General features: G+C 71.4%; 27 protein-coding genes. 18 read left to right on the forward strand and 9 right to left on the reverse strand.

All coding sequences use genetic code 11. From position 1 onward, the window contains the following. Positions 1-54: 54 nt before the first annotated feature. The 3 genes from ACPPVS_RS03190 to ilvA are packed head-to-tail and all read left to right on the forward strand — an operon-like array spanning position 55 to position 3,703. The gene (locus ACPPVS_RS03190) at positions 55-1,272 is read left to right on the forward strand and encodes a cystathionine gamma-synthase (RefSeq protein WP_426594536.1); all 1,218 of its coding nucleotides are present in this window, start codon (positions 55-57) and stop codon (positions 1,270-1,272) included. Next, positions 1,269-2,510 carry an AI-2E family transporter gene (locus ACPPVS_RS03195; protein WP_426594538.1) on the forward strand — a complete coding sequence of 414 codons (1,242 nt, stop codon included), beginning with the start codon at positions 1,269-1,271 and terminating at the stop codon, positions 2,508-2,510. The genes ACPPVS_RS03190 and ACPPVS_RS03195 overlap by 4 nt, the downstream gene beginning before the upstream one ends. Next, entirely contained in the window at positions 2,507-3,703 is a 1,197-nt protein-coding gene (gene ilvA, locus ACPPVS_RS03200; protein ID WP_426594539.1) for a threonine ammonia-lyase, read from the forward strand. Before ACPPVS_RS03195 ends, ilvA begins: the two co-directional genes overlap by 4 nt. Before the next feature lie 51 nt (positions 3,704-3,754). On the opposite strand, the gene greA is transcribed toward ilvA, so the two are convergent. Both greA and ACPPVS_RS03210 read right to left on the reverse strand, forming a co-directional pair. Further along, positions 3,755-4,240 carry a transcription elongation factor GreA gene (greA, locus tag ACPPVS_RS03205; protein ID WP_426594540.1) on the reverse strand — a complete coding sequence of 162 codons (486 nt, stop codon included), beginning with the start codon at positions 4,238-4,240 and terminating at the stop codon, positions 3,755-3,757. A 145-nt stretch (positions 4,241-4,385) separates the two neighbouring features. Further along, entirely contained in the window at positions 4,386-4,784 is a 399-nt protein-coding gene (locus tag ACPPVS_RS03210; RefSeq protein WP_426594541.1) for a DUF4307 domain-containing protein, read from the reverse strand. A 145-nt stretch (positions 4,785-4,929) separates the two neighbouring features. Here ACPPVS_RS03210 and mca point away from each other — a divergent pair, with 145 nt between their 5' ends. The 3 genes from mca to ACPPVS_RS03225 are packed head-to-tail and all read left to right on the forward strand — an operon-like array spanning position 4,930 to position 6,978. Next, positions 4,930-5,787, forward strand: coding sequence for a mycothiol conjugate amidase Mca (gene mca / locus ACPPVS_RS03215; RefSeq protein WP_426595869.1), 858 nt, complete (start codon positions 4,930-4,932; stop codon positions 5,785-5,787). Continuing rightward, a complete protein-coding gene (locus tag ACPPVS_RS03220; protein ID WP_426594542.1) occupies positions 5,784-6,143 on the forward strand; it encodes a hypothetical protein in 360 nt (119 codons plus the stop codon). The genes mca and ACPPVS_RS03220 overlap by 4 nt, the downstream gene beginning before the upstream one ends. 13 nt (positions 6,144-6,156) lie before the next feature. Then, the gene (locus ACPPVS_RS03225) at positions 6,157-6,978 is read left to right on the forward strand and encodes a carbon-nitrogen hydrolase family protein (RefSeq protein WP_426594543.1); all 822 of its coding nucleotides are present in this window, start codon (positions 6,157-6,159) and stop codon (positions 6,976-6,978) included. Positions 6,979-6,992: 14 nt separating this feature from the next. Here the strand turns inward: ACPPVS_RS03225 and trhA are convergent, their stop codons facing one another. Next, positions 6,993-7,691, reverse strand: a complete 699-nt coding sequence (gene trhA, locus ACPPVS_RS03230; protein ID WP_426594544.1) for a PAQR family membrane homeostasis protein TrhA — start codon at positions 7,689-7,691, stop codon at positions 6,993-6,995. A 186-nt stretch (positions 7,692-7,877) separates the two neighbouring features. Between trhA and ACPPVS_RS03235 the strand changes: the two genes are divergently transcribed. Further along, a complete protein-coding gene (locus ACPPVS_RS03235; RefSeq protein ID WP_426594545.1) occupies positions 7,878-8,639 on the forward strand; it encodes an isoprenyl transferase in 762 nt (253 codons plus the stop codon). Between the two features lie 325 nt (positions 8,640-8,964). Then, positions 8,965-10,287, forward strand: coding sequence for a PhoH family protein (locus ACPPVS_RS03240; protein WP_426594546.1), 1,323 nt, complete (start codon positions 8,965-8,967; stop codon positions 10,285-10,287). A gap of 3 nt (positions 10,288-10,290) precedes the next feature. Here the strand turns inward: ACPPVS_RS03240 and ACPPVS_RS03245 are convergent, their stop codons facing one another. Beyond that, positions 10,291-10,785, reverse strand: a complete 495-nt coding sequence (locus ACPPVS_RS03245) for a MarR family winged helix-turn-helix transcriptional regulator (protein ID WP_426594547.1) — start codon at positions 10,783-10,785, stop codon at positions 10,291-10,293. A gap of 58 nt (positions 10,786-10,843) precedes the next feature. Between ACPPVS_RS03245 and ACPPVS_RS03250 the strand changes: the two genes are divergently transcribed. From ACPPVS_RS03250 to ACPPVS_RS03260, 3 genes are read left to right on the forward strand one after another with little or no spacing between them, the layout of a single operon-like run. Beyond that, on the forward strand, positions 10,844-11,425 hold the full coding sequence (locus ACPPVS_RS03250) for a class I SAM-dependent methyltransferase (RefSeq protein WP_426594548.1): 582 nt from the start codon (positions 10,844-10,846) through the stop codon (positions 11,423-11,425). Between the two features lie 60 nt (positions 11,426-11,485). Then, the gene (locus tag ACPPVS_RS03255) at positions 11,486-12,115 is read left to right on the forward strand and encodes a PadR family transcriptional regulator (protein WP_426594549.1); all 630 of its coding nucleotides are present in this window, start codon (positions 11,486-11,488) and stop codon (positions 12,113-12,115) included. A 59-nt stretch (positions 12,116-12,174) separates the two neighbouring features. Continuing rightward, complete coding sequence (locus ACPPVS_RS03260; protein ID WP_426594550.1) at positions 12,175-13,815, forward strand: DHA2 family efflux MFS transporter permease subunit; 1,641 nt, start codon at positions 12,175-12,177, stop codon at positions 13,813-13,815. A gap of 81 nt (positions 13,816-13,896) precedes the next feature. Here the strand turns inward: ACPPVS_RS03260 and ACPPVS_RS03265 are convergent, their stop codons facing one another. Then, on the reverse strand, positions 13,897-15,300 hold the full coding sequence (locus tag ACPPVS_RS03265) for a class II fumarate hydratase (protein ID WP_426594551.1): 1,404 nt from the start codon (positions 15,298-15,300) through the stop codon (positions 13,897-13,899). Positions 15,301-15,346: 46 nt separating this feature from the next. Between ACPPVS_RS03265 and ACPPVS_RS03270 the strand changes: the two genes are divergently transcribed. Continuing rightward, entirely contained in the window at positions 15,347-15,661 is a 315-nt protein-coding gene (locus ACPPVS_RS03270) for a DUF2087 domain-containing protein (protein WP_426594552.1), read from the forward strand. Positions 15,662-15,665: 4 nt separating this feature from the next. Here the strand turns inward: ACPPVS_RS03270 and ACPPVS_RS03275 are convergent, their stop codons facing one another. Beyond that, positions 15,666-16,295: a carbonic anhydrase gene (locus ACPPVS_RS03275; protein WP_426594553.1), complete on the reverse strand. Its 630-nt coding sequence runs from the start codon at positions 16,293-16,295 to the stop codon at positions 15,666-15,668. A gap of 127 nt (positions 16,296-16,422) precedes the next feature. Here ACPPVS_RS03275 and ACPPVS_RS03280 point away from each other — a divergent pair, with 127 nt between their 5' ends. Genes ACPPVS_RS03280 through ACPPVS_RS03295 form a run of 4 tightly spaced genes read left to right on the forward strand, consistent with a single transcriptional unit; the run spans position 16,423 to position 20,817 of the window. After that, positions 16,423-17,718 carry an extracellular solute-binding protein gene (locus tag ACPPVS_RS03280; protein ID WP_426594554.1) on the forward strand — a complete coding sequence of 432 codons (1,296 nt, stop codon included), beginning with the start codon at positions 16,423-16,425 and terminating at the stop codon, positions 17,716-17,718. Further along, positions 17,715-18,668, forward strand: coding sequence for a carbohydrate ABC transporter permease (locus ACPPVS_RS03285; protein WP_426594555.1), 954 nt, complete (start codon positions 17,715-17,717; stop codon positions 18,666-18,668). Before ACPPVS_RS03280 ends, ACPPVS_RS03285 begins: the two co-directional genes overlap by 4 nt. Continuing rightward, entirely contained in the window at positions 18,668-19,519 is an 852-nt protein-coding gene (locus ACPPVS_RS03290) for a carbohydrate ABC transporter permease (protein ID WP_426594556.1), read from the forward strand. Before ACPPVS_RS03285 ends, ACPPVS_RS03290 begins: the two co-directional genes overlap by 1 nt. A gap of 38 nt (positions 19,520-19,557) precedes the next feature. After that, positions 19,558-20,817: an ABC transporter ATP-binding protein gene (locus tag ACPPVS_RS03295; RefSeq protein ID WP_426594557.1), complete on the forward strand. Its 1,260-nt coding sequence runs from the start codon at positions 19,558-19,560 to the stop codon at positions 20,815-20,817. A 3-nt stretch (positions 20,818-20,820) separates the two neighbouring features. On the opposite strand, the gene ACPPVS_RS03300 is transcribed toward ACPPVS_RS03295, so the two are convergent. From ACPPVS_RS03300 to xseA, 3 genes are all read right to left on the reverse strand, one after another. Then, complete coding sequence (locus tag ACPPVS_RS03300) at positions 20,821-21,753, reverse strand: carbohydrate kinase family protein (protein WP_426594558.1); 933 nt, start codon at positions 21,751-21,753, stop codon at positions 20,821-20,823. Continuing rightward, positions 21,750-22,034 carry an exodeoxyribonuclease VII small subunit gene (locus ACPPVS_RS03305; RefSeq protein WP_426594559.1) on the reverse strand — a complete coding sequence of 95 codons (285 nt, stop codon included), beginning with the start codon at positions 22,032-22,034 and terminating at the stop codon, positions 21,750-21,752. The genes ACPPVS_RS03300 and ACPPVS_RS03305 overlap by 4 nt, the downstream gene beginning before the upstream one ends. 123 nt (positions 22,035-22,157) lie before the next feature. Next, positions 22,158-23,417 carry an exodeoxyribonuclease VII large subunit gene (gene xseA, locus ACPPVS_RS03310; RefSeq protein ID WP_426594560.1) on the reverse strand — a complete coding sequence of 420 codons (1,260 nt, stop codon included), beginning with the start codon at positions 23,415-23,417 and terminating at the stop codon, positions 22,158-22,160. Positions 23,418-23,633: 216 nt separating this feature from the next. Between xseA and ACPPVS_RS03315 the strand changes: the two genes are divergently transcribed. Continuing rightward, positions 23,634-24,488 (forward strand): alpha/beta fold hydrolase, encoded by an 855-nt coding sequence (locus tag ACPPVS_RS03315; protein ID WP_426594561.1) that lies wholly within the window; start codon positions 23,634-23,636, stop codon positions 24,486-24,488. 95 nt (positions 24,489-24,583) lie between these two features. Then, entirely contained in the window at positions 24,584-25,612 is a 1,029-nt protein-coding gene (locus ACPPVS_RS03320; RefSeq protein ID WP_426594562.1) for a 4-hydroxy-3-methylbut-2-enyl diphosphate reductase, read from the forward strand. Positions 25,613-25,622: the final 10 nt, after the last annotated feature.

Here is a 25,622-nt window from a genome sequence, read left to right on the forward strand (position 1 = left end):
CCGTGTTCCCGCGACACGGGTCGCCGCGTCGGCGGGACCGCCTAGCCTGGGTGCGTGACGAACGACGCGGAGCTCCACGAGGACGACTGGTCCAAGGCCGGCTTTTCGACGAGGGCCATCCATGCAGGTCAGGAGCCCGATCCGACGACGGGGGCCGTGGTGACGCCCATCTACGCCACCTCGACGTACAAGCAGGACGGCGTCGGCGGTCTGCGCGGCGGGTACGAGTACTCGCGGTCGGCCAACCCGACCCGGACGGCCCTCGAGGAGGCGCTCGCGGCCGTGGAGGGCGGTGCGGCCGGGTTCGCGTTCTCGTCCGGGCTCGCCGCCGAGGACACCCTGCTGCGCGCGACGCTTCGGCCCGGCGACCACGTGGTGATCCCGAACGACGCGTACGGCGGCACCTACCGCCTGGTCGCGCGGGTGTTCGGGCCGTGGGGCATCGACCACACCGCGGTCGACCTGTCCGACCCGGACGCGGTGCTGGCCGCGATCGAACCGGGGCGCACCAAGGTGATCTGGGTGGAGACGCCCACCAACCCGCTGCTCGGCATCGCGGACATCGCGGTGCTGGCCGGCCATGCGCGGTCGGTCGGGGCGCTGCTGGTGGTCGACAACACCTTCGCGACGCCGTACCTGCAGCAGCCCCTCTCGCTCGGCGCGGACGTCGTCGTGCACTCGACGACGAAGTACATCGGCGGCCACTCCGACGTCGTCGGCGGGGCGCTCGTGGTCGGTGACGGCGCGATGCTGCCGGTCGGGCTCGACGGGCCGCTGGTCGACGCGGTGCGTTTCCACCAGAACGCGTCCGGCGCGGTCGCGGGACCGTTCGACGCGTGGCTCACGCTGCGCGGGCTCAAGACGCTCGCTGTGCGGATGGACCGGCACGTGGCCAACGCCACGGCGATCGCGGCGTTCCTGGAGGGCCACGACGCGGTGACGTCGGTGATCTACCCGGGCCTGCCGAGCCACCCGGGGCACGAGGTCGCGGCGCGGCAGATGCGCGGGTTCGGGGGGATGATCTCGTTCCGCACGGGCTCGCAGGAGTCCGCCCTGGCGGTCTGCGCGGCGACGAAGGTGTTCACGCTGGCCGAGTCGCTGGGCGGCGTCGAGTCGCTGGTCGAGCACCCGCACAAGATGACGCACGGGTCGGTCGTGGGCACGGCGCTCGAGGTCCCCGACGACCTGGTGCGCCTCTCGGTCGGCATCGAGGACCTCGAGGACCTGCTCGCGGACCTGGATGCCGCCCTGGGCGCCGGGCGTCCGGCGTGACCGACGCGCCGACCACCAAGGACCAGCCGGTCCCGCCGTCGATCCGGGCCGCGGCCGGCTGGTCGTGGCGGCTCCTGCTCATCGGCGCCGCGCTCGCGGTGCTGCTCTGGCTGTTGAACGAGCTCAAGGTCGTCGTGGTGCCGATCGCCGTGGCCCTGCTGGTCACCGTGCTGCTCGCGCCGTTCGTCGGCTGGCTCCAGCGACACACCCGGCTGCCCCGGGTCGCCGCCGTCGCGATCTCGTTGGCGGCGATGGTCCTGCTCGTCGCGGGTCTGGTCACGCTGGCAACACGCTCGATCATCAAGGGCATCGGTCAGCTGTGGACGCAGGCGTCCGAAGGCATCGACAAGCTGACCAGCTGGCTGGCCACGGGCCCGCTGCAGCTGACCACCGAGGACATCAGCAAGTACATCGACACCATCCGGGAGTCGTTCAGCGGCAGCAACTCGGGCCTGGTCTCGGGCGCCCTGCACGCGACGACCACGGTCGGCCACGTCGCGGCCGGCACGCTGATCGCGCTGTTCTGCACGTTCTTCTTCCTGCTCGACGGCCGCACCATCTGGTCGTGGGTGGTCGGGCTGCTCCCGCGCGGGTCGCGCGAGCACGTGCACCAGGCCGGCCGTCGCGGCCTGGTCACCCTCGGCGCCTACACACGCACGCAGATCCTGGTCGCGGCCGTCGACGCGCTCGGCATCGGCATCGGCGCCGCGATCCTGCGGGTTCCGCTCGCGCTCCCGCTGGCCGTGCTCGTGTTCCTCGGCTCGTTCGTCCCGATCGTGGGTGCCGTGGTCACGGGGTCGGTCGCGGTGCTCGTCGCGCTCGTCGCGAACGGACCCCTGAATGCCTTGCTCATGCTCGCGGTCGTGCTGCTCGTCCAGCAGATCGAGGGTCACGGCCTGCAGCCGTTCCTCATGGGCCACGCGGTCTCCCTGCACCCCGTTGCGGTGCTGCTGGCCGTCGCCGCGGGCTCGTTCGTCGCGGGCATCGTCGGGGCCCTGTTCGCCGTGCCCCTCGTCGCGACGCTCAACACGGTGATCCTCTACCTGCACGGGCACGACAAGTTCCCCCAGCTCGGGCGCGACGACCATGTGCCGGTCCGCGGTCGTGGCCATCCCGTGCTCGATCGCGCCATCGCGCAGGTGGCGGAGTCCGAGGCGGAGGACGAGGCGACCCTTGCGGAGCAGGTCGACCCGTCCGACGGCACCGATCCCGGCGACGCACCGGGCGCCGCGCGATGACCGGTCTGGCCGACATCCGGGACGCCGCGGCGCTGCTGCAGGGGGTCACGGACCGGACCCCGGTGCAGCTGAGCCGGGCGCTGTCGCGCGTGGTGGGCGCCGAGGTGTGGCTCAAGTGCGAGAACCTGCAGCGCACCGGCTCGTTCAAGCTGCGTGGCGCGTACGTGCGGATGGCGCGCCTCTCGGCTCAGGAGCAGTCGCGCGGCGTCGTGGCGGCGAGCGCCGGCAACCATGCGCAGGGCGTCGCGCTGGCGGCCCAGATGCTCGGCATCGAGTCCGTCGTGTTCATGCCCGTGGACGCGGCTCTGCCCAAGGTCGCGGCGACCCGGGACTACGGCGCGCGCGTCGAGGCCGTCGGCGCCAGCGTCGACGAGGCCCTGCGGCACGCGCACGAGTACGCCGAGCGCACGGGTGCGGTCCTGATCCACCCGTTCGACCACGAGGACGTCGTGGCCGGGCAGGGCACCATCGCGCTGGAGATCGCCGAGCAGGTGCCCGACGTCGCGACCGTGCTCGTGCCGGTCGGCGGGGGAGGGCTGGCGGCCGGGGTGGTCGCCGCGCTGGCCGAGCTGCGCCCGTCGGTCCGCGTGATCGGCGTGCAGGCCGAGGGTGCCGCCGCGTACCCGCCGTCCATGGCCGAGGGGCACCCGGTGCCAGCCGGAGCGATGCACACCATGGCCGACGGGATCGCGGTCGGCCTGCCCGGGACCGTGCCGTTCGACATCCTCCTCCGGCACGCCATCCCGGTCCGGACCGTGTCGGAGGAGGACCTGTCGCGGGCCCTGCTGCTCGTCGCCGAGCGCGCCAAGATGCTCGTCGAGCCCTCGGGTGCGGCGGCCGTCGCCTCCCTCATGGCTGAACCGGGAGGCCTCGAGGGCCCGGTCGTGGCGATCCTGTCGGGCGGCAACATCGACCCGCTGGTCCTCCTGCGGGTGGTGCGGCACGGGCTGGCGTCGGCGGGACGGTTCCTGCACCTGCGCGTCCGGCTGGACGACACCCCCGGGGCGCTCGCCGAGCTGCTGCGCGACCTGGCGGCGACCGGGGCGAACGTGATGGAGGTCTCCCACGCGCGGACGGCCGTCGAGCTCGCCGTCGACGAGGTGGCCATCGAGCTCCAGGTGGAGACGAAGGGCCCGGACCACTGCGCCCACGTCGTCCAGACCCTCACGACCGCCGGCTACCGGCTCACGTGACGCGCAACAGAGGCGCCGACCCCATCGGGAGCGGCGCCTCTGGACGTGGGCTCAGCCCGTGAAGGGCTTGGCGTCGGTGATCGAGACCGCGATCTCGCGGCCGTTCGGGGCGAGGTAGCTGGTCGAGTCGCCGATCTTGGTGCCGTTGATCGCGGCGCCGAGCGGCGAGGTGGGGGAGTAGACGTCGATGTCGGACGACCCCGCGATCTCGCGCGAGCCGAGCAGGAACACCATCTCGTCGCCGGCGACGAGGGCGGTGACGACCATGCCGGGCTCGACGATGCCGTTGTCCTGCGGCGTGCCGATCTGCACGTTGCGCAGCTTCTCCTTGAGCTCGCGGATGCGGGCCTCCTGCTTGCCCTGCTCCTCGCGGGCGGCGTGGTAGCCGCCGTTCTCCTTGAGGTCACCCTCGTCGCGGGCGGCCGCGATGCGCGAGACGACCTCGTCGCGCCCGGGCCCCTCGAGGTGGGCGAGCTCGGCAGTGAGCCGGTCGTAGGCCTCCTGCGTCAGCCAGGTGGCTGCATTCGTTTCGGTCACGATCGCTCCTTTCACAACGTGCGTAGTGAGGCTCCAGCCCCGGAGACAACAGAACCGCCTCGCGGTCGCGTCGACGAGCCGTGACGCCGGACCGGGGCGGCGTAGAAACGACCAGGATAGCAAGGCGGCCGGGCAGGAGGCCGCTTCAGGGCTGGATGTCGCACCTGTCGACGGTCCCGCTGACGGCCAGCTCGGTGGTCTGCACGGTGGCCGTCAGACGCTGGGTCGCCTGGTCGGCCGGGCCGACGGTGACCATGCGGACGCCCACCTCGGAGAAGGCCTCGGACAGCGCGCGAACCTTGCAGACGACCGTGTCCCCGCGGGGTTTGGTCACCTCGAACGTGACGTCGATCGCCTGCGGTCCCTGCACGTGGAACCCGACGTCCTTCCAGGACACGGGCTGGCTGGCGACGTTCAGCGCGATCCAGACGGCGACGGCCAGGCCGACGACCGCGGTGAGGATCAGGCCGATCCGCTGGCGGCGCCTCGTGCGCACGGTCGGCGCCGGACCGTAGCGGCCGGGCGGCGGCTGCAGGACGGTCACGTTCGATCCTCCGGGGGCCGGTCGATGGCGCGACGTGGTCGTCGCGTGCGCGATCATTGTCTCTCGTCCACACACCCGCCCGCGCCGAAGACCGGCCGGGCGGACCGACGGGAGGCCCGAGGTGACCGGAGAGCGGCTGCGCCTGATGGCGGTGCACGCCCACCCCGACGACGAGTCGAGCAAGGGCGCGGCGACCACGGCGAAGTACGCGGCCGAGGGTGTCGACGTCCTGGTCGTGTCCTGCACGGGCGGGGAGCGCGGCGACGTGCTGAACCCCGGCTACGGCGAGGTGCCCGGCGGGATCGAGGGCATGCAGACGCTGCGACGCGACGAGATGGCCGCTGCTGCCGCCGCGCTCGGGGTGCAGCACCACTGGCTGGGGTTCGTCGACTCCGGCCTGCCCGAGGGCGACCCGCTGCCGCCTCTCCCGGAGGGCTGCTTCGCGCTGGTCCCGCTCGAGGAGGCGTCCGCCCCGCTGGTGGAGCTCGTCCGCAGCTTCCGGCCGCACGTGATCACGACGTACGACGAGAACGGCGGCTACCCGCACCCCGACCACATCATGTGCCACAAGGTGTCGGTCGAGGCGTTCGAGGCGGCCGGCGACCCGGAACGCTACGTGGGCCGCGGCGAGCCGTGGACGCCGTCGAAGCTCTACTACAACGGCGGCTTCTCCCTGGTGCGCATGCGCGCGATCCACGAGGCGCTGCTCGCCGCGGGTCGCGAGTCGCCGTTCGGTGAGTGGATCGAGTCGCGCGAGGCGCGGGACGTGGCGGAGCGCGAGGTCACCACCCGCGTCGACGCCAGCGCGTACTTCGCGCAGCGCGATGCCGCGCTGCGGGCGCACGCCACCCAGATCGACCCCGACGGGTTCTTCTTCGCGATGCCGCGAGAGATCGAGCTCGCCGAGTGGCCGACCGAGGAGTACGAGCTCGCGCAGTCGCGCGTGCCGACGACACTGCCGGAGACCGACCTGTTCGCCGGCCTGCGGGACGGCGTTTCGTGATCCACCTGCTCATCGCTCCGAGCCCCACGCCGTCCCCGTCCGGGGTCGCCATCGACCCCACCCAGGGCGGCTCACCCGGCTTCCTCGGCTTCGTGTTCACGTTCCTGGTGGCGATCGCGGCACTCTTCTTGTTCCTGTCGCTGACCAAGCAGATGCGCCGGGTGGACCGCCGCTCGAAGCAGCTCGGGCTCGACGACGAGACGCCCGACCCGGCCGACGACGACGAGAACGACCGTCCGCACCTGGACGTCGGCGTGATCGACGCGGGCGCGGGCGGGCCCGACTCGGAGATCGACGCGGACGTGCCCGTGGTGCTCGACGGGCTCGAGGGCGACGAGTCGGACCGGTCGCGATGAGGCCGGCCGCCCGATGAGCAAGCCCCCCGAGCGGCCCGCCGTCCGGGTCACCGTCGCGCAGCTGGAGGTCAGCAACGACCACGGCACCAACCGGGAGATCATCGGCGACGCCTTCAAGCTGGCGGCCGGCCGTCGCTCGGACCTGCTGGTGCTGCCCGAGTACGCCTCGGGTTTCGACCCGCGCGGTGTCGGGCCGGAGCACGCGGAGCCGCTCGACGGCTACTTCGTCACGATGCTGCGCGAGCGGGCCGCCAAGACGGGTGTCGCGGTGCTGGCCGGGACCACGTTGCCGGGGCCCGACCCGCAGCACGGCGTGAACGCCATCGTCGCCGTCGACGGGTCGGGCGCGATCGCCGGCCTGTACCGCAAGGTGCACCTGTACGACGCGTTCGGTCAGCACGAGTCCGACCGGCTGGTCGCCGGACCGGCGGACGCACCCCCGCTCGTGGTCGAGGTCGGCGGCCTCTCGTTCGGCGTGATGACGTGCTACGACCTGCGGTTCCCGGAGTCCGCGCGCCGCCTGGTCGACGCAGGCGCCCAGGTAATCGTCGTCCCGGCCGCGTGGGCCGACGGTGAGCTGAAGGCGATGCACTGGCGTGCGCTGGCCGTGGCGCGGGCGATCGAGAACACGTCGACCGTGATCGGCGTCGGCCAGGCGGGCCGCGGGGTGGTCGGCCGGTCGCTCGTCGTCGGACCCGACGGCGTCGTGGGGCTGGAGTTCGACGAGCGGCCGAACATCCGCACGGTCGACATCGACGGCGACGCGCTGCTCGAGGTCCGACTCCGGAACCCGTCCCTGGCCAACCGGCGCTACCGGGTCGTGCCCAGCAGCTAGCTCGTGCCCGGCACCTAGGACGAGTACGACGCCATCGACGCGGCGATGTAGTGGCAGCTGAAGCCGACCACCGTCAGCGCGTGGAACACCTCGTGGAACCCGAACCAGCGCGGGCTCGGGTTGGGACGCTTGGTGCCGTAGACCACCGCGCCGAGCGTGTAGGCGAGCCCACCCAGGGCGATCCAGAAGACGATCCACGCCCCGCCGGCGCGGTAGAACGACGGGAAGAACCAGACGGCCACCCAGCCGAGCGCCACATAGACCGGCACGTAGACCCAGCGCGGCGCGCCGAGCCAGAAGACGCGCGCCAGCAGCCCGACCAGTGCCCCCGACCAGACGACGATGAGCAGCACGCGGGCGGTGGTGGCGGGCAGCAGGAGGATCGACAGCGGCGTGTAGGTGCCGGCGATGATCAGGAAGATGTTGGTGTGGTCCAGGCGGCGCAGGACCGCGGACGTCGTCGGCGACCAGTGCCCGCGGTGGTAGAGCGCGCTGGTCCCGAAGAGCATGATCGCGGTGAGCCCGAACACCGCGCACGACCACTTGGCCTGCGACGTCGGCGAGAGCACCACCAGCACGATCGACGCGACGATCACCAACGGCGTCACGCCGAGGTGGATCCAGCCGCGCAGGTGGGGTTTCAGGTTCTCGACGACCGCCGCCGCGGCCGGGGTGTCCGACGAGCCCGAGACGGGCGCGGGGGAGGTGCTCATGGAGCGGATCTCGTTTCGTCGGACGTAACTTACGACTGCGTAGGTTACGGCACCGTAGGTAGCGATGTCGACCGACCTCGATCATGCCCCGAACCGGCCTACGACGGCGACGTTGCGAGCGAGTAGCGTGTGCGGGTCCGACCGGTCCGGCCCGACGACGACCCTCGATCAGCCGAAGGAGCGCGCGTGCGCCTGCCCCACCCGCTCTACGGGCTGTACGAGCGCCGGCTGGCCGCATCGCTCCCGGCCGAGGGCATCCCGCGCCACGTCGGCGTCATCCTCGACGGCAACCGCCGCTGGGCGCGCAGCGTGGGCAGCTCGACGGCGCACGGCCACCGCGCGGGCGGCGACAAGATCGCGGACCTGCTCGGGTGGAGCGAGGACATCGGCGTCGAGGTGGTCACGCTCTGGCTCCTGTCGACGGACAACCTGGAGCGGTCGCCCGACGAGCTCGAGCCGTTGCTGGCGATCATCGAGGACGTCGTCGGCGAGCTCGCCGCTACGGGGCGGTGGCGCGTGCAGGCCGTCGGCGCGCTCGACATGCTGCCGGACCACACGGCCAAGGCGCTCGTCGCGGCCCAGGACGCGACCACCGGGATCGTCGGCCTGCACGTGAACGTCGCGGTCGGTTACGGCGGTCGTCGCGAGATCGCGGACGCCGTGCGCGCGTTCCTGCGCGAGCACGCCGAGGCCGGGTCGAGCCTGGACGAGCTGGCCGAGGACTTCGACATGGAGCACATCGCCGATCGGCTCTACACGAAGGGCCAGCCGGACCCGGAGCTGGTGATCCGCACCTCGGGCGAGCAGCGCCTGGGCGGGTTCCTGCTCTGGCAGAGCGCGCACTCGGAGTTCTATTTCTGCGAGGCCTACTGGCCCGACTTCCGACGGATCGACTTCCTGCGCGCGGTCCGCGCGTACGGCGCGCGCGAGCGGCGGCTGGGCCGATAGCGCGAACTCTTCAGGTGAACACGGTGTGACGTTGTCGCGTGTCGGGCTGGACCGGGGTGTTCGCGAGGTAGTTTCCGCCGTAGAGGACAGCGACCGTTGTCCCCGGGAGGCCAGCCCATGGAGCACTCGCTCCGGGAGGAGGGTCGGATCCGGCCCACCCTCTCCGGAGGGGCCGACCGCCCCCGTCCCGTCGCCGAACATCGGTGCGTGAACCTGCCCTTGTGGTGGGTGGCCGGTCTTCGGTGCTCGTCTCGGCGCACGTAGCGCCAAGAGGGAGCCTGCCGTGGTGAACAAGGCGAACACCCCCCCAGCAGATGGTCGTCGGATGCACGTGCTCGACACGTCGGTCCTTCTCTCGGACCCGAGGGCGATCCTGCGGTTCGCGGAGCATGACGTGGTTCTCCCGGTCGTCGTCATCACGGAGCTCGAAGCCAAACGCCACCACGCGGAGCTCGGCTACTTCGCCCGCTCGGCCCTGCGGATGCTCGACGACCTGCGCATCGAGCACGGGCGGCTCGACATCCCGATCCCGATCAGCGACGAGGGCGGCACCCTCACGGTCGAGCTCAACCACACCGACCTGATGGTCCTGCCTGCCGGGTTCCGTCTCGGCGACAACGACACCCGGATCCTCGCGGTCGCCGCCAACCTCGCCGCTGAGGGGAACGACGTCACGGTCGTCTCCAAGGACCTGCCCATGCGCGTGAAGGCGTCCGCGTGCGGTCTGCGGGCCGAGGAGTACCGCGGCGAGCAGGTGGTCGACTCCGGCTGGACCGGGATGGACTCGCTGGACCTGGCGGAGAACCAGATGTCGGACCTCTGGGAGCACGAGTCGATCGCGCTCGCGGACGTGGCCACCGGGTTCGCACCCACGTCGATGGCCAGCACGAACCCCAACGACCTGCCCTGCCACACCGGCCTGGTCCTGCACAGCCCGCGCGGCTCCGCGCTCGGACGCGTCACGGCGGACAAGCACGTGCAGCTGGTCCGCGGCGACCGCGACGTGTTCGGCCTGCACGGCCGCAGCGCCGAGCAGCGGATCGCGATCGACCTGCTTCTCGACGAGGAGATCGGCATCGTCTCGCTCGGCGGCAGCGCCGGCACCGGAAAGTCGGCGCTCGCCCTGTGCGCCGGCCTCGAGGCCGTGCTCGAGCGTCGCCAGCACCGCAAGGTCATGGTCTTCCGCCCGCTGTACGCGGTGGGCGGCCAGGACCTGGGCTACCTGCCCGGCGGGGCCGACGAGAAGATGAACCCGTGGGCGCAGGCCGTGTTCGACACCCTCGGCGCGCTGGTCAGCAAGGAGGTCGTCGAGGAGATCATGGACCGGGACATCCTCGAGGTCCTGCCCCTGACGCACATCCGCGGGAGGTCGCTGCACGACGCGTTCGTCATCGTCGACGAGGCTCAGTCCCTCGAGCGGAACGTGCTCCTCACGGTCCTGTCGCGCATCGGGCAGAGCTCGCGCGTCGTCATGACGCACGACGTCGCCCAGCGCGACAACCTGCGGGTCGGCCGGCACGACGGGGTCGCCGCCGTGATCGAGGCGCTCAAGGGCCACCCGCTGTTCGCGCACGTGACCCTGACGCGTTCGGAGCGGTCGCCCGTCGCCGCGCTGGTCACCGAGCTGCTGGAGGGCATCGAGGTCTGAGCCTCACCTCTCGACGACGCCCGGGACCTCCTCGTGGGGACCCGGGCGTTCGTCGTGCAGCTCGGCCATCGCGCGGGCCAGCGCGCCGAGCCCGGTCGTCAGCGCCTCGCGTTCCTGGCGTGTCAGGCGGCCGAGCAGGTGCTCGTGCGTCGTCCGCAGCGCCGCACCGACGCGCTCGGCAACCGCTTCGCCCTGCTCTGTGAGTCGCAGCCGGTAGACCCGGCGGTTGTCCTCGCCGCGGACCCGCGAGAGCCAGCCGCGGTCCTCCATGCCGGCGGCCAGGCGGCTGACGGTGCTCTTCTCGAGCCCGAGCCGCGCGCCGAGCTCCTGCTGCGACATCTCGCCGGCGGCGCTGAGCTCGCCGAGCGCGATCGACTCCGACGCGGACGCCCCGAGGTGCGCGGCGGGTCCATGGTTCGGCTCCAGCAGGCCACCCTGCCGGACGAGCTGCTGCAGGAAGCGACGGAGCTCGTCGTCGGGAAAGGTTGTGCCATACAACTGTCGGACCTACGCTCTCCTCGAGAGTTGTGTTGTACAACTATAGAGGAGGGCCCTCATGGCCAGCACCCACGGCGCGCACGCAACGATGTTCGGTCTGGCGCGCCATCCGCAGCAGTACGAGCGCTTCGCCCTACGGGTCGCCGCGCCGATGTACGCCCGGGTGGTGCGCGACATCGTCGAGCTCGGCCTGCCGGCCGGCGCCCGCGTGCTCGATGTCGGGACCGGCCCTGGTGTCGTCCCGCGGCTGCTCGGCGTGGCGTGCCCGGACCTTCAGCTCGACGGGGTCGACCTCTCGCCGGAGATGATCGCTCGCGCGAGGCAGGGGTCGGGCGCGGCCAGAGTCGCGTTCGCGGTCGCCGACGTCTGCGCGCTGCCGTTCCCGGACGCGACCTTCGACCTGGTGGTCTCGACCATCAGCCAGCACCACTGGGCCGACCCGGCGACCGGGCTCCGTGAGGTCCGGCGGGTGGTGCGGCCCGGCGGACGCGCCTGGATCTACGACGTGCGGCCGGCGGTGCGGCGCGCACAACGGGCCGCGGGCGGACTCGGGGCGACCTCCCGCGTCCGGCGCGAGAACCCCTCGCCGGGTTCGTCCTTCCTGAGCCCGATCGGTCGGCTCGTCGTCGAACCGGCGTGACATCCACTCCCTCCCGTGGGTATATTCCGGTTGGAATAGTTGGCCGGGAGGATGATGGCGATGGCGATCGGTGAGCTCTCGGCGGTGGCCGTGCTGATCCTCGCGCTGCTGCACGAGCAGCCGATGCACCCCTACCAGGTGCACCAGAACCTCGTGGAGCGCGGCGACACCCGGCTGGTCCGCGTCAACGCGGGTGCGGTCTACCACGGTGTCGAGCGGCTCGAGAAGGAGGGCCTCGTCGAGGCCGCGGGCACCGAACGCGCGGGCAACCGACCCGAACGCACCACCTACCGGATCACCGAGGCCGGTCGGTCGGCGTTCGCGGCGCGGCTCACGTCCTTCCTCGGCGACGACCACCCGTCCTACCCGCTGTTCCCGGTCGGTCTCGCCGAGGCCCACGAGATCCCGTCGCAGACCGTCGTCGAGCAGCTCACGCGGCGCCGCGACCGCGAGTCCGAGCGCATGGCGCTGCTCTGGTCCGCGCGGGACCGCTTGACCTCGCTCGGCCTCCCGCGGCGATATCTGCTGGACGTCGAGCACGAGATCGCCACGCTGGGAGCAGACATCGCGTGGCTCGACCGGACCGTCGACGAGCTGCGTGCCGACGCGCTCGGGTGGGGCCAGCCGATCCCGCGCGAGTACGCGGAGGCCCGGCACGAGCTCAAGGCGTGTCAGACCCCTCCGGCATAGTCGATCCGTCGGCACCTCTTTCGTCTAGAACACATCACCACCCCGAACAAGGAATCCTCATGACCACTGAGTCGCCCAAGGCACTCGTCGACCTGCACGGGCGCAGCCCGTGGAGCATCCTGCCCGCGCTCTGCCTCGGTTTCTTCATGATCATGGTGGACACCACGATCGTGAACATCGCCATCCCGACGCTCCAGAAGTCGTTCGACGCCGACCTCACATCGGTCGGCTGGGTGAACAGCGCCTACCTGCTCACGTTCGCCACGCTCCTGCTGGTGACCGGCCGCCTCGGCGACCGGTTCGGCCCGCGGCCCGTGTTCATCGTCGGCCTCGTGATCTTCACGCTCGCCTCGCTCGCGTGCGGGCTGTCCGGCACGATCGGCCTGCTCATCACGGCCCGCGCCATCCAGGGCATCGGCGCCGCTCTCATGACGCCGCAGACCATGTCGATGATCACCCGCGTCTTCCCGCCCGCCAAGCGCGGCGCGGCCCTCGGCATCTGGGGTGCCGTCGCGGGTGTCGCGACGATCGCCGGCCCGGTGCTCGGCGGCATCCTGGTGGAGTCGGCCGGCTGGGAGTGGATCTTCTACATCAACATCCCGGTCGCGATCGTGGCCCTGTGGTTCGCGATCACGCGCCTGCCCACCCTGCCGACCGCCAACCGGTCGTTCGACCTCGTCGGCGTCGTGCTGTCCGTGACCGGCATGTTCCTCCTGGTGTTCGGCATCCAGGAGGGCGAGAAGTACGACTGGGGGACCATCACCGGCCCCATCACCGTCTGGGGCATGATCGGCGCGGGCGTGCTCGTGCTCGCCGCGTTCGTGCTCTGGCAGCGCCACCTCAAGGCGGACGCGCTCCTGCCGCTGACGCTGTTCAAGAGCCGGAACTTCTCGCTGTCCAACGTCGCGGGGGCGTCGGTGACCTTCGGGCTCACCGGCATCTTCTTCCCGCTGACGCTCTTCCTGCAGACGGTGCTGAACCTGACCCCGCTGCACGCCGCGCTCGTCGGCCTGCCCGGGTCGCTGCTGTCCGGGATCGTCGCGCCGTTCGCGGGCCGACTGTCGGACCGCATCGCGGCCAAGTGGGTCGTCGCCGCCGGCTTCCTGCTCGTGTCCATCTCGGTGTTCCTGCTGGCGATCGCCATCGAGCCCGACGCGCCGATCTGGCAGCTGGTCCTGCCCATGTCGCTGTTCGGCATCGGCACGGGTGCGCTCTTCTCGCCGCTCGCCAGCCTGGCCACGTCCGGGCTCGACCAGCGGACCGCCGGCGCGGGCGCCGGGGCGTTCAACACCACCCGCCAGATCGGAGGCGTCATCGGCTCCGCCGTGATCGTGGCGCTGATGACGTCGCGTCTCGCCGTCACCATCCCGGCCGCCGCCGTGGAGCAGGCGGCGACCCTGCCGGAGGGCGCCCGCCAGCCGTTCCTCGACGCGTTCGCCCACTCCGGCGGCTCGTTCGCCAGCGGCTCCGGCGGCATCACGTTGCCGGACTCGGTCCCGGCCGACGTCGCCGCGCAGATCCGGGAGGCGGCGACGACCGCGGTCCACTCCGGCTTCGCCACCGCGGTGACCCAGACGATCCTGGCCACGGTCGTCGTGCTGCTGATCGGCTTCGTCGCCGCCGTCGCGATGAAGGGCGGCCGCACGCACCACACGGCCGCCGCCCCCGCCCAGGCCGCACCGGTCGCCGTCGAGGTCTGACGTACAACAAGAGGCCCGACCCCTGTACGCCGGGGGTCGGGCCTCTTGTTCGTCTCTCTCGGCGGTCCGGAACCTGGCTCGTCAGCGCGGCGGACGGGTCATGCTGAGCACGTCGAGCGCCGAGTCCAGCTGGTCCTCGCTGACCTCACCGCGCTCGACGAAGCCCAGGTCGATGACGGCCTGCCGCACGGTGATGCCCTGCTTCACGGCGTGCTTGGCGATCTTGGCGGCGGCCTCGTAGCCGATCACCCGGTTGAGCGGCGTGACGATCGACGGGGACGACTCTGCCAGCGCGCGGGCGCGGTCGACGTTGGCCACCAGGCCGGTGACCGTCTTGTCGGCGAGCAGCCGGGACGCGTTGGTCAGGAGCCGGATCGACTCCAGCACCCCGGCGGCGATCACGGGGATCTGCACGTTGAGCTCGAACGAGCCGCTGGCGCCGGCCCAGGCGACCGTCGCGTCGTTGCCGATCACGCGGGCCGCGACCATGAGGACGGCCTCAGGGATCACGGGGTTCACCTTGCCGGGCATGATCGACGAGCCCGGCTGCAGGTCGGGGATCGCGATCTCGCCGAGGCCGGTGTTCGGACCCGACCCCATCCAGCGCAGGTCGTTGCAGATCTTGGTGAGGCTGACCGCGATGGTACGCAACGCACCGGACAGCTCGACGAGGCCGTCGCGACCGCTCTGGGCCTCGAAGTGGTCGCGAGCCTCGGTCAGGGGCAGCTGCGTGTCCTCGACCAGCAGCTCGATGACGCGCTGCGGGAAGCCCGCCGGGGTGTTGATGCCGGTGCCGACGGCGGTCCCGCCGAGGGGGACCTCGGCGGCCCGGGGGAGCGCCGACTCGAGCCGCTCGATGCCGTACCGGACCGCGGCCGCGTACCCGCCGAACTCCTGCCCGAGCGTGACCGGGGTGGCATCCATGAGGTGCGTGCGGCCGGACTTGACCACCTGAGCCCACTCGACGGACTTGGCCTGGAGGGCGTCCGCCAGGTGCGCGAGCGCCGGGATCAGGTCCCGGACGACGCCCGCGGTCGCGGCGACGTGCACGGAGGTCGGGAAGACGTCGTTGGAGGACTGCGACGCGTTCACGTGGTCGTTCGGGTGCACGTCCCGACCGAGCCGCCGGGTGGCCAGGGTGGCGAGCACCTCGTTGGTGTTCATGTTCGAGCTGGTGCCCGAGCCGGTCTGGTAGACGTCGATCGGGAAGTCGCCGTCGTAGGCGCCGCCGGCGACGTCGTCGGCCGCCGCGACGATGGCGTCGGCGATGTCCTGGTCGAGGACGCCCAGCTCGGCGTTGGCCCGGGCCGCGGCCTTCTTGATGCGGGCGAGCGCCTCGATGTGGCTGCGCTCGAGCCGGTTGCCGGAGATCGGGAAGTTCTCGACGGCACGCTGCGTCTGCGCGCAGTAGAGGGCGTCGACGGGGACGCGGACCTCGCCCATGGTGTCGTGCTCGATGCGGTACTCGGAAGTCATGCCGTCCATCCTGCCGCACGTGCGGACGGCCACCCGACGACGTGACGATGGAGTCATGGACTGTCCCGCAGAGCGATTCCTGGACGACGGGCGCTGGATCCGCACCCCACGACGAAGCGCGGATCGCGAACTCGTGCTCGAGCACGTGGCCGCCCGCGCCCTGGCACCCGGCGAGTGGCTCGCGGAGGCCGAGGTGACGGAGCGGCTGCGGGCGCTGGCCGACGACCCGGTGCGGCTGCGTCGGGACCTCGTCGAGGCGGGGTTGCTCGGGCGCCGGGCAGACGGCTCGATCTACTGGCGCGAACGGCAGACTCCGCACGACGACGAGCCGGGTGCGCTCCCCAGGCCCGACGAGGTGTGGTGGCCGTAGCCGATCAGACGGGCCCGAGCGACTCGGTGAGGTGGACGGTTCCGTCGGCCAGTGTGTACTCGAGGCCGACGATCGCCAGCCGGCCCTCCTCGACGGCCTCCGCGAGCGAGCGCGAGTAGCCCTGCAGCATCCGGACGGTGTGCCGCACGTGCTCGTGGCCGAGCACCGCGGGGTCGAGCGAGCCGAGCGCAGCGGTCCCGCCGCCGGCCAGGTTGACGATGCTGGGGATCACCCGGTCGACGATGGCGCGCACGAAGCCGGTGGGCAGCTCGCCCGTGGTCAGTGCCTTGGTGGCCGCCGCGACCGCGCCGCAGCTGTCGTGCCCGAGGACCACCACGAGCGATGCGCCCAGGATGTCGACGCCGTACTCGATCGAGCCGATCACGGTCGTGTCGAGCACGTGGCCCGCCGTGCGGACGACGAACACGTCGCCGAGCCCCTGGTCGAAGATGATCTCGGCGGCGACCCTCGAGTCCGAGCAGCCGAAGATCACCGCGAACGGGTACTGGGCCGCGCTGAGCTCGGCACGGTGCTCCGCGCCCTGCGACGGGTGCAGCATCTCGGAGCGGACGTAGCGCTCGTTCCCCTCGCGCAGTGCGGCCAGGGCGGAAGCGGGAGTCGTCGGTCGGGTCACGCCGCCATCGTCGCAGGTCGGGGGCCGCGACTGCCACGCGCGAATTACGACCTAGGGGTGGCGTCGGGCCTCTCACAGGAGTAACCAAGGTTATGACGGTGATGACGCCTCGGTTCGGAGGACTCACGTGCGACGACGCTCACGGGCACTCGCCCTCGTCGTGGGGTTGGCGGTGGCCGCCCCGCTCGCGGCGTGCGCGAGCGAGGGGTCCGGCCCCCCGACGCTGATCTGGTACATCAACCCCGACGCCGGTGGCCAGTCGGTGATCGCCGGTCAGTGCACCGACGCATCGAACGGTGCCTACGCCATCAAGGTCGAGACCCTGCCTCGAGACGCGAGCGCCCAGCGCGAACAGCTGGCTCGACGGCTGGCGGCCAAGGACTCGTCGATCGACATCATGAGCCTTGACCCGCCGTTCATCCCCGAGCTCTCCGAGCCGGGCTTCCTGGCCCCGGTGCCTGACGACGTCGCCTCGAAGGTGACCCAGAACGTCGTGGCGGGCGCACTTGCCGGCGCGAAGTGGAAGGACAAGCTGGTCACGATCCCGTTCTGGGCCAACACGCAGCTGCTCTGGTACCGCAAGTCCGTCGCCAAGGCCGCAGGCCTCGATCCGGCGACGACGCCCGTCACGTGGGACCAGATCATGAAGGCGGCGAAGGACCAGAACAAGTACCTCGCGGTCCAGGGCACCAAGGCCGAGTCGCTCACGGTCTGGATCAACGCGCTCGTCGCGTCGGCCGGGGGGAAGATCCTCGAGAACCCCAGCGCACCTGCGGAAGACCTCAAGCTCGGACTCGAGACACCGGCCGGTGAGGCCGCGGCCACGATCATGGGGACCATCGGCAAGCAGAACCTTGCCGGGCCGAGCCTCCCGACCGAGGACGAGAACGGTTCGCTGACGGTCTTCCAGGGGGACAAGGGCTCCTTTATGGTCAACTGGCCGTTCGTCTGGTCGGCCACGAACGCCGGCGTCAAGGACGGCACGTTCCCTCAGTCGCTCGTCGACGACATCGGGTGGGCGCTCTACCCGCAGGTCACCGCGGACAAGCCTTCGGCACCTCCCTACGGCGGCATCAACCTCGGCATCGGCGCCTTCAGCCACCACACCGACCTCGCGTTCCAGGCCGCCGAGTGCATCGCCACCCCGGAGCACCAGGCGCAGTACTTCGCGACGAACGGCAACCCGCCCTCGAACACGACGGCGTACTCCGACCCCGCGGTCAAGGCGGCGTTCCCGATGGCGGACGTCATCCGGCAGTCGCTGGAGCAGGCGGTGCCGCGTCCGCAGACCCCGTACTACAACGAGGTCTCGACCGGTCTGCAGCAGACGTGGCACCCGCCGAGCTCGGTCGATCCGAAGACGACGCCGAAGAAGTCCACTGACTACATCACGGCGGTACTTCACGGGGAGCAGCTGCTATGACGACGGTGACGACGAAGCCCGACCTTCGCGACGCCGCGGCGAAGGCCGGGCGCAGCGACCGGGCCAAGGCTGAGGCGCGGCTCGGGTGGCTCCTTGCGGGCCCCGCATTCGTCGTGATGCTGGCGGTCACGCTCTACCCGATCCTCCAGGCGTTCTTCGACTCGCTGTACCACTACCGGCTCACGGCGCCGGACGACAAGCGTTGGGCCGGCCTGAAGAACTACGAGGTCGTGCTCACCGACCCGCTCTTCTGGCAGGCGATGGGCGTCACCGTCTTCATCACGATCGTGACGGTCGTCATCGAGCTGATCCTCGGGTTCTCTCTGGCCCTCGTCATGCACCGGGCCATCAAGTCCCTGCGCGGCTTCCTGCGGACCGCCATCCTGGTGCCCTACGGCATCATCACCGTCGTCTCGGCGTTCGCGTGGTTCTACGCGTTCGACATCAACTCGGGGTACATCAACCACTGGTTCGCGTGGCTGCCGTTCATCAGCGAGGACACCAACTGGTTCGCGGCCCAGGGCACCAGCCTGTTCGTCATCATCTGCTCCGAGGTCTGGAAGACGACGCCGTTCATCTCGCTGCTGCTCCTCGCGGGCCTGTCTCAGGTGCCGACCGAGCTCGAAGAGGCGGCCGAGGTCGACGGCGCCACCTGGGCGCAACGGCTGACGCGCGTGGTGCTGCCCAACATGAAGGCCGCGATCATGGTGGCTGTCCTGTTCAGGGCCCTCGACGCGTTCCGCATCTTCGACAACGTGTTCATCATGACGAACGGCGCGAACGGCACCGAGGTGCTCTCCCTGCTCGCCTACCGGACGTCGATCGGACGTCTCGAGATCGGCCTCGGCTCGGCGATCTCGGTGCTCCTCTTCCTGTGCGTGATCCTCATCTGCTGGGTCGCCGTGAAGCTGTTCAAGGTCGATCTGGCCAGCGCGAGAGGGGAGGGCTGATGAAGCAGCTGTCGACGCGGGCCAAGTGGGGCTGGGCCGCCATCACTGTGGTCGTCATGGTCTACGCGCTCCTGCCCGTGCTCTCGATCTTCGCGACGTCCTTCAAGCTGCCGAGCCAGCTGAACCTCGGGACGTTCTTCCCGAAGACCTGGACGTGGACCAACTACGAGCAGATCCTCACGGACAGCGGCTCCGCGACGCAGGAGCTGTTCCTGTCCGCCCTGCGCAACTCGATCGGCATCTCGCTCATCGCGACCGCCATCGCCGTCGTGCTGGCCACCCTGGCCGCCTACGCGATCGCGCGCCTCGACTTCCCCGGAAAGCGGCTGGTCCTGCTGACGGCACTCGGGGTGTCGATCTTCCCGGTGATCTCGATCGTGACGCCGCTGTTCAACCTGTGGCGCCAGATCGGGCTGTACGACACGTGGCTCGGCCTGATCATCCCGTACCTCTCGCTGACGCTCCCGATCTCGATCTGGACGCTGGCTGCGTTCTTCCGGCAGATCCCGTGGGAGCTCGAGCAGGCGGCACAGGTGGACGGCGCGACGACCTGGCAGGCCTTCCGCAAGGCGATCGTCCCGCTCGCGGCGCCCGGCGTGTTCACCACGGCACTGATCGCGTTCTTCATCGCGTGGAACGACTTCGTCTACGGCATCTCGCTGACGTCGACGAGCGCTGCCCGGCCGGTTCCCGCCGCCCTGGCGTTCTTCACCGGCGCCTCGCAGTTCGAGGAGCCGACGGGCGCCATCTCCGCAGCCGCCATCGTCGTCACCGTCCCGGTGGTCATCCTCGTCCTGCTGTTCCAGCGCCAGATCGTGTCCGGTCTCACCCAGGGTGCCGTCAAGGGCTGACAGCGCCCCGCTCTGCTATCTCCACGAAGGAGCCTCTGATGGCCGCCATCACCCTGAACAACCTCGTCAAGCAGTACGGCGACGGCTACCTCGCCGTGAAGGGCGTGAGCCTGGACATCGCCGACGGCGAGTTCGTCATCCTCGTGGGACCGTCCGGCTGCGGGAAGTCGACCCTGCTGCGCATGATCGTCGGTCTGGAGGACATCACCTCAGGCGACCTGACGATCGACGGGAAGCGCGTCAACGACCGCGCCCCGCGCGACCGGCACCTCGCCATGGTGTTCCAGAACTACGCCCTCTACCCGCACCTGACCGTCTTCGAGAACATAGCGTTCCCGCTGCGGCTGCAGAAGGGCAAGTTCACCGAGGCGCAGATCAAGGAGAAGGTCCAGTTCGCCGCCAAGACCCTCGAGCTCCAGGACCACCTCGACCGCAAGCCGGCCAACCTGTCCGGCGGTCAGCGGCAACGTGTCGCCATGGGCCGCGCGATCGTCCGGGAAGCCCAGGCGTTCCTCTTCGACGAGCCCCTGTCCAACCTCGACGCCAAGCTGCGCGGTCAGATGCGCACCGAGATCGCACGGATGCAGCGCCGCCTGGGCACGACGACCGTCTACGTCACCCACGACCAGACCGAGGCCATGACCCTGGGCGACCGGGTCGCGGTGCTGCGCAAGGGCGAGCTGCAGCAGGTGGCCAGCCCGCGCGGCCTCTACGAGCAGCCGAGGAACCTGTTCGTCGCGGGCTTCATCGGCTCCCCGCCCATGAACTTCCTGCCGGGCGAGGTCATCGACGGACGCTCCCTGCGGCTGCCGTTCGCCGACGTCCCGCTGACCCCCGAGATGTCCGGCAGGCTCGGCGGCAAGAACCTCGTGATCGTCGGCCTGCGGCCTGAGCACTTCGAGGACGCGTCGCTGCTCGACGCCACCAAGCGCACCCAGGGCGTGGAGTTCACCGCGCCCGTCGACGTCACCGAGTGGCTCGGGTCGGAGCTCTACGCGTACATCCCGTTCGACACGAACCCCGACGTCGCGGGCAAGCTCGAGGAGCTCGACCGGGACCTCGACGGCGAGGGCCTGCGCACGCAGCTCATCGTCGCGCTCGACTCCGAGAGCAAGATCCGCGACGGGCACCAGGCGCCGCTGTGGTTCGACCCCGCCCGCGCGATGATCTTCGACCCCGAGTCCGGCGACAACCTGAGCTGGAACTCCGACGAGGCGCGTCGCATCGACGAGGAGAACGAGGCCGACCGCAAGGCGTCGCTGCAGCGGGCCCACGCCCGCGAGTCCGCCAGCGCGTAGCCCTCAGGCCAGCTCGTCCGCGCGCGGAGGGTTCGCGCCGGCGCGCGCGACGGTGATCGCGGCGATCCGCGCGCACCGCTCCAGCACGCCCTGCAGGACGTCGCTGTCGGCGTCGGCGAGCGCCTGTCGGTTGTTGGCCCCCAGCAGACCGGCGGACCACAGCCCGTCGATGAGGCCGCCCATGAACGAGTCGCCCGCGCCGACGGTGTCCGCGACCTGCACCTTCGGCGCGACGACCTGGAGCCGCGCACCTGCCGACGTGCTGGCGAAGGCACCCTCGCCGCCGTGCGTCACGACGACCAGCGACGGGCCCGACCGGCTCCACTCCTCGGCGATCTCGGCAGGAGCCACCCCCGGGTGCAGCCACGCGAGGTCCTCGTCGCTGACCTTGACCACGTCGGCCAGCCGCACGAGGGCGTCGACCACCGGCAGCGCGTGGGCAGGTGACCCCATGAGCACCGGGCGCAGGTTCGGGTCGTAGGTGATCGTCGACGTCGCCTGGCTGCGGGCGATCAGGCGCTCCACGGCCGTGCCGCCCGGCTGCAGGACCGTCGCGATCGAGCCGGTGTGCACGACGAGCGGGTCACCGTCGGCGTCGTCCCAGGTGCTCGGCAGGTCCCACTCCAGGTCGAACAGGTAGCTGGCGACACCGGCGGCGTCGATCGTCGCGGTCGCGACGGGCGTCCGCGTCGCGTGGCGGTCGCCGGTCAGGACGTTCACGTGCGAGCTGCGCAGGTGGCGGCGGACGAGGTCGCCGTCGGTGTCCTCACCGAGCCACGTCAGCAGGTCGACCGACCGTCCGAGCCGGCCGAGGCCGATCGCCACGTTGGCCGGGCTGCCGCCGGGGTGCCGCTCACGGCTGCCGTCGGACCGGACGACCTCGTCGATCAGGGCCTCCCCGACGACGAGGGCGCGGTCCTGTGCTGCGGCGGTCATCCCTGCTCCTCGATGTCGTCGGGGGTGATCTCGTCGGGCTGCGGCTCGGCGTCCGTCGGCGCCTTCTCGCGCACGGCGCTGAGCCGCTGCCGGGCACCGTCCAGCCATTCCTGGCAGCGGGCGGCCAGGGCCTCGCCCCGCTCCCAGAGCGCGAGCGACTCCTCGAGAGTCTGTGCACCGGCCTCGAGGCGGGCGACGACGGAGATCAGCTCGTCGCGAGCCTGCTCGTATCCGAGCGCGCTCACGTCGGCATTCGGGGTGTTCGGGGACGCCTTCGGCACGGGGACAGTCAACCAGCCGAGGCCGACACCGAAGGCACCGGACGCACCACGCGAGACGCTGCGCCGCTGGCGCGCCAGTCGGGCGCCACGATCAGCGACCCCGGCGCCGGTTCGTACCTCTGGCTACGCGGACGTCACCGCAGCCGTGAGCTCGCCCCGGGCGACCCGGACGCGAAGGCCGTCACCCGTCGCGACCTCGACGGGATCTCGCACCACGAGGCCGCCCGTCGTCTGCACCACGGCGTACCCGCGGTCCAGGGTGGCCGCGGGGGAGAGGGCCCGCACCTGCGCGGCCAGCCCGGCGACCTCCGCGAGCCCGTGCACCAGCCCGGTGTGCAGGGCGCGCCGCCCGCTCTGGCGGAGGGCGTCGACGCGGTGCTCGTGCTGGTCGACCAGGGTGACCGGGTTCCGCAGCACCGGGCGGCTGCGCAGCTGCTCGAGCCCCGACTGTTCCCGCTGCACCCGGGACGTCAGCGCCGCCCGCGCCCGGAGCCGCGCCTGCGCGATCCGCGATCGCTCCTCGCTCACGTCGGGAACGATCCGCTTGGCGGCGTCGGTCGGCGTGGAGGCACGGAAGTCGGCGACGAGGTCGAGCAGCGGCGTGTCCAGGTGGTGCCCGATCGCGCTCACGAGCGGTGTCCGGCAGGCCGCCGCGACGCGCACCAGCGCCTCGTTGCTGAAGGGGAGCAGGTCCTCGAACGACCCCCCGCCGCGCGCGACGACGATCACGTCGACCCGCGGGTCCGCGTCGAGCTCCGTGATCGCGGCGCTGACCTCCGGTACCGCCCGCGGACCCTGCACGGTGACCCGTCGGATCTCGAACTCGACGGCCGCCCAGCGCGCACGCGCGTTCGACACGACGTCGTGCTCCGCGTCGCCCTGCTGCGCCACGATCAGTCCGACGGTGCGCGGCAGGAACGGCAGGGCTCGTTTGCGGGCCGGCTCGAACAGCCCCTCCGCGCCCAGGATGCCCTTCAGGTGCTCGATCCGGGCAAGCAGCTCGCCCAGTCCGACCAGCCGCACGTCGTCGGCCGCGAACGTCAGAGTCCCCTTCTTGGCGTGGAACTGTGGCCGCGCGTGGACCACCAGGTGGGCGCCGTCGGAGACCTTGTCCGCGATCAGTCGCATCGACGCCGCCGGGACGGTGACGGACAGCGACATGTCGAGGTCCGTGTCGCGCAGCGTCAGGAAGTAGAGGGTGTTCCACCGCTTGAGGTTCAGCACCTGGCCCTCGACCCAGACCGGCGGCATCTTGGCGATGTAGTCCGCGATCTTGGGCGCGAGGTGGCGCACCGGCCACGGGCGCTCCGGGGTGGTGTCGGCTGCCTTGAGCGGCCGCGGCCCCGAGCTCGCGGGAACGCTGGTGACGGGCTCGCTGCTCACACCCCCAACCCTGCCTCATCCGACCCACACGATGCTCCCGGCTCGCGCTCCCGGCGGGCCGGTGCGTGCGGATCTCCGGTGCAATCAGTCCGACCGGGCGACCTCGATAGCCTGGCCTGGGCTGCGGCCCAGCGTCGTCGAGGCACCGACCCGCGCTCGATGGCTCGGACCGGTCGCGCGCCGCTGATGCACGGCGTTCTCGGGGAGGAGAGCTCGATGCGTTCGACAGGCTCCGTGTTCCGCACACCCGACGGCCCCGGGCTCGGGGTCGAGCACTTCGGCGATGAGGACGCGCCGCTCGTGCTCCTGGCGGGCGGCGCCACGATGCTCCGCTGGCCCGATGCACTTTGCGAGGCGCTCGCGAGCGGCGGCCGTCACGTCGTGCGCTACGACCTGCGCGACGTCGGCGCGTCGACCACGATCGACCCGGAGGCACCGGCGTACACGCTGCGCGACCTCGCCGCCGACGCCGCCGCCCTCGCCCGCGGGCTCAGCGACCGGCCTGCCCACCTGGCGGGGATCGGCGTCGGCGGGATGGTCGCCCAGGTCGCCGCGCTCGACCATCCGGACGTGTTCTCGGCACTGACGCTGGTCGGGACGCGCCCGGTGGCGCCCGGCCCGGTCGACGACGACCTGCCGGACCATGACGCGGCGACGATGGCCCGGCTCTTCTCCCGCCCGATGCCTGACTGGTCCGACAGGACGGCGGTGGCCGAGTTCGCGGCGGGCGGTGCGCAGATCCTCGGCGACGACCCGAGCGCCGCCCGCACGACCGCCGAGCGCACGTGGGACCGCACACCGGGCACGATGCCAGCCGTGCAGATGGCCAACCAGCTGGGCACCGTGTTCGCCCGGCTCGACTGCGCTCCGCGCTGGCGCGAGCGCCTGCCGGAGATAGAGATGCCCGTGCTCGTGGTGCACGGTCGCCGCGACCGGTTCTTCCCGGTCGGCAACGGCGAGGCGCTCGCGCGCGAGATCGCCGGCGCGCGGCTGCTCGTGCTCGAGCAGGCCGCGACCGCCATCCCCGCCGGGGCCGCGGACCAGGTGGCCGAGGCGATGCTCGCGCTGTAGGGCCGCGTGCGTGTGCGGTGGACGTCACGTGCGGATCTGCGGGCGTACCGGTGCTACCCCGGGGAACCCGTGCGGGCGCCAACTAGACTCGCAGCGTGACCACCCCGACGTCCGCCCCTGCCAAGCGCGTCCTGCTCGCCGCCCCGCGCGGCTACTGCGCGGGAGTCGACCGGGCCGTCATCGCGGTCGAGAAGGCGCTCGAGCACTACGGTGCGCCGGTCTACGTGCGCAAGGAGATCGTGCACAACAAGTACGTCGTCGAGACCCTCGCGGCGCGGGGCGCGATCTTCGTCGACGACACCGACGAGGTGCCCGAGGGTGCGCGCGTGGTGTTCTCCGCACACGGCGTCTCCCCCGCGGTGCACGCGGCGGCCGCGGCGCGGTCCTTGCAGACGATCGACGCCACCTGCCCGCTGGTCACCAAGGTGCACAAGGAGGCCGTGCGGTTCGCGGCCGAGGACTACGACATCCTGCTGATCGGGCACGAGGGCCACGAGGAGGTCGAGGGGACCTACGGCGAGGCGCCCGACCACATCCAGGTCGTCGACTCCCCGGACGCGGTCGCCGACATCGAGGTGCGCGACCCGGACCGTCTGATCTGGATCTCCCAGACGACGCTGTCCGTCGACGAGACCATGGAGACCGTCCGGCGGCTGCGCGAGCGGTTCCCCAACCTGCAGGACCCGCCCAGCGACGACATCTGCTACGCCACGCAGAACCGGCAGGTGGCCGTGAAGAAGCTGGCCCCGGAGTGCGACGTGGTGATCACGGTCGGCTCGGCCAACTCCTCCAACTCGGTCCGGCTGGTCGAGGTGGCGCTCGACGCCGGTGCGCGCAGCTCCTACCGTGTCGACACCGCCGCCGAGATCGACCCCGCGTGGCTGGTCGGCGCATCGACTGTGGGGCTCACGTCGGGCGCCTCCGTGCCCGAGATCCTCGTCCGCGACGTCCTGGCGCTGCTCGCCGAGCACGGTTTCGAGCAGGTCGACGAGGTCCGCACGGCCACCGAGGACCTCATGTTCTCCCTCCCGCGCGAGCTGCGCGCCGACCTCAAGGCGGCGGGCACGCCGCCCGAGCGCCCGCGCCGCGACGGCCGCCGCTCGCTGGACGTCCAGCCGGCCTGAGCGGTCGCCG

The sequence above is a fragment of the Cellulomonas sp. McL0617 genome (assembly GCF_049994875.1).
Taxonomy (GTDB): domain Bacteria; phylum Actinomycetota; class Actinomycetes; order Actinomycetales; family Cellulomonadaceae; genus Cellulomonas.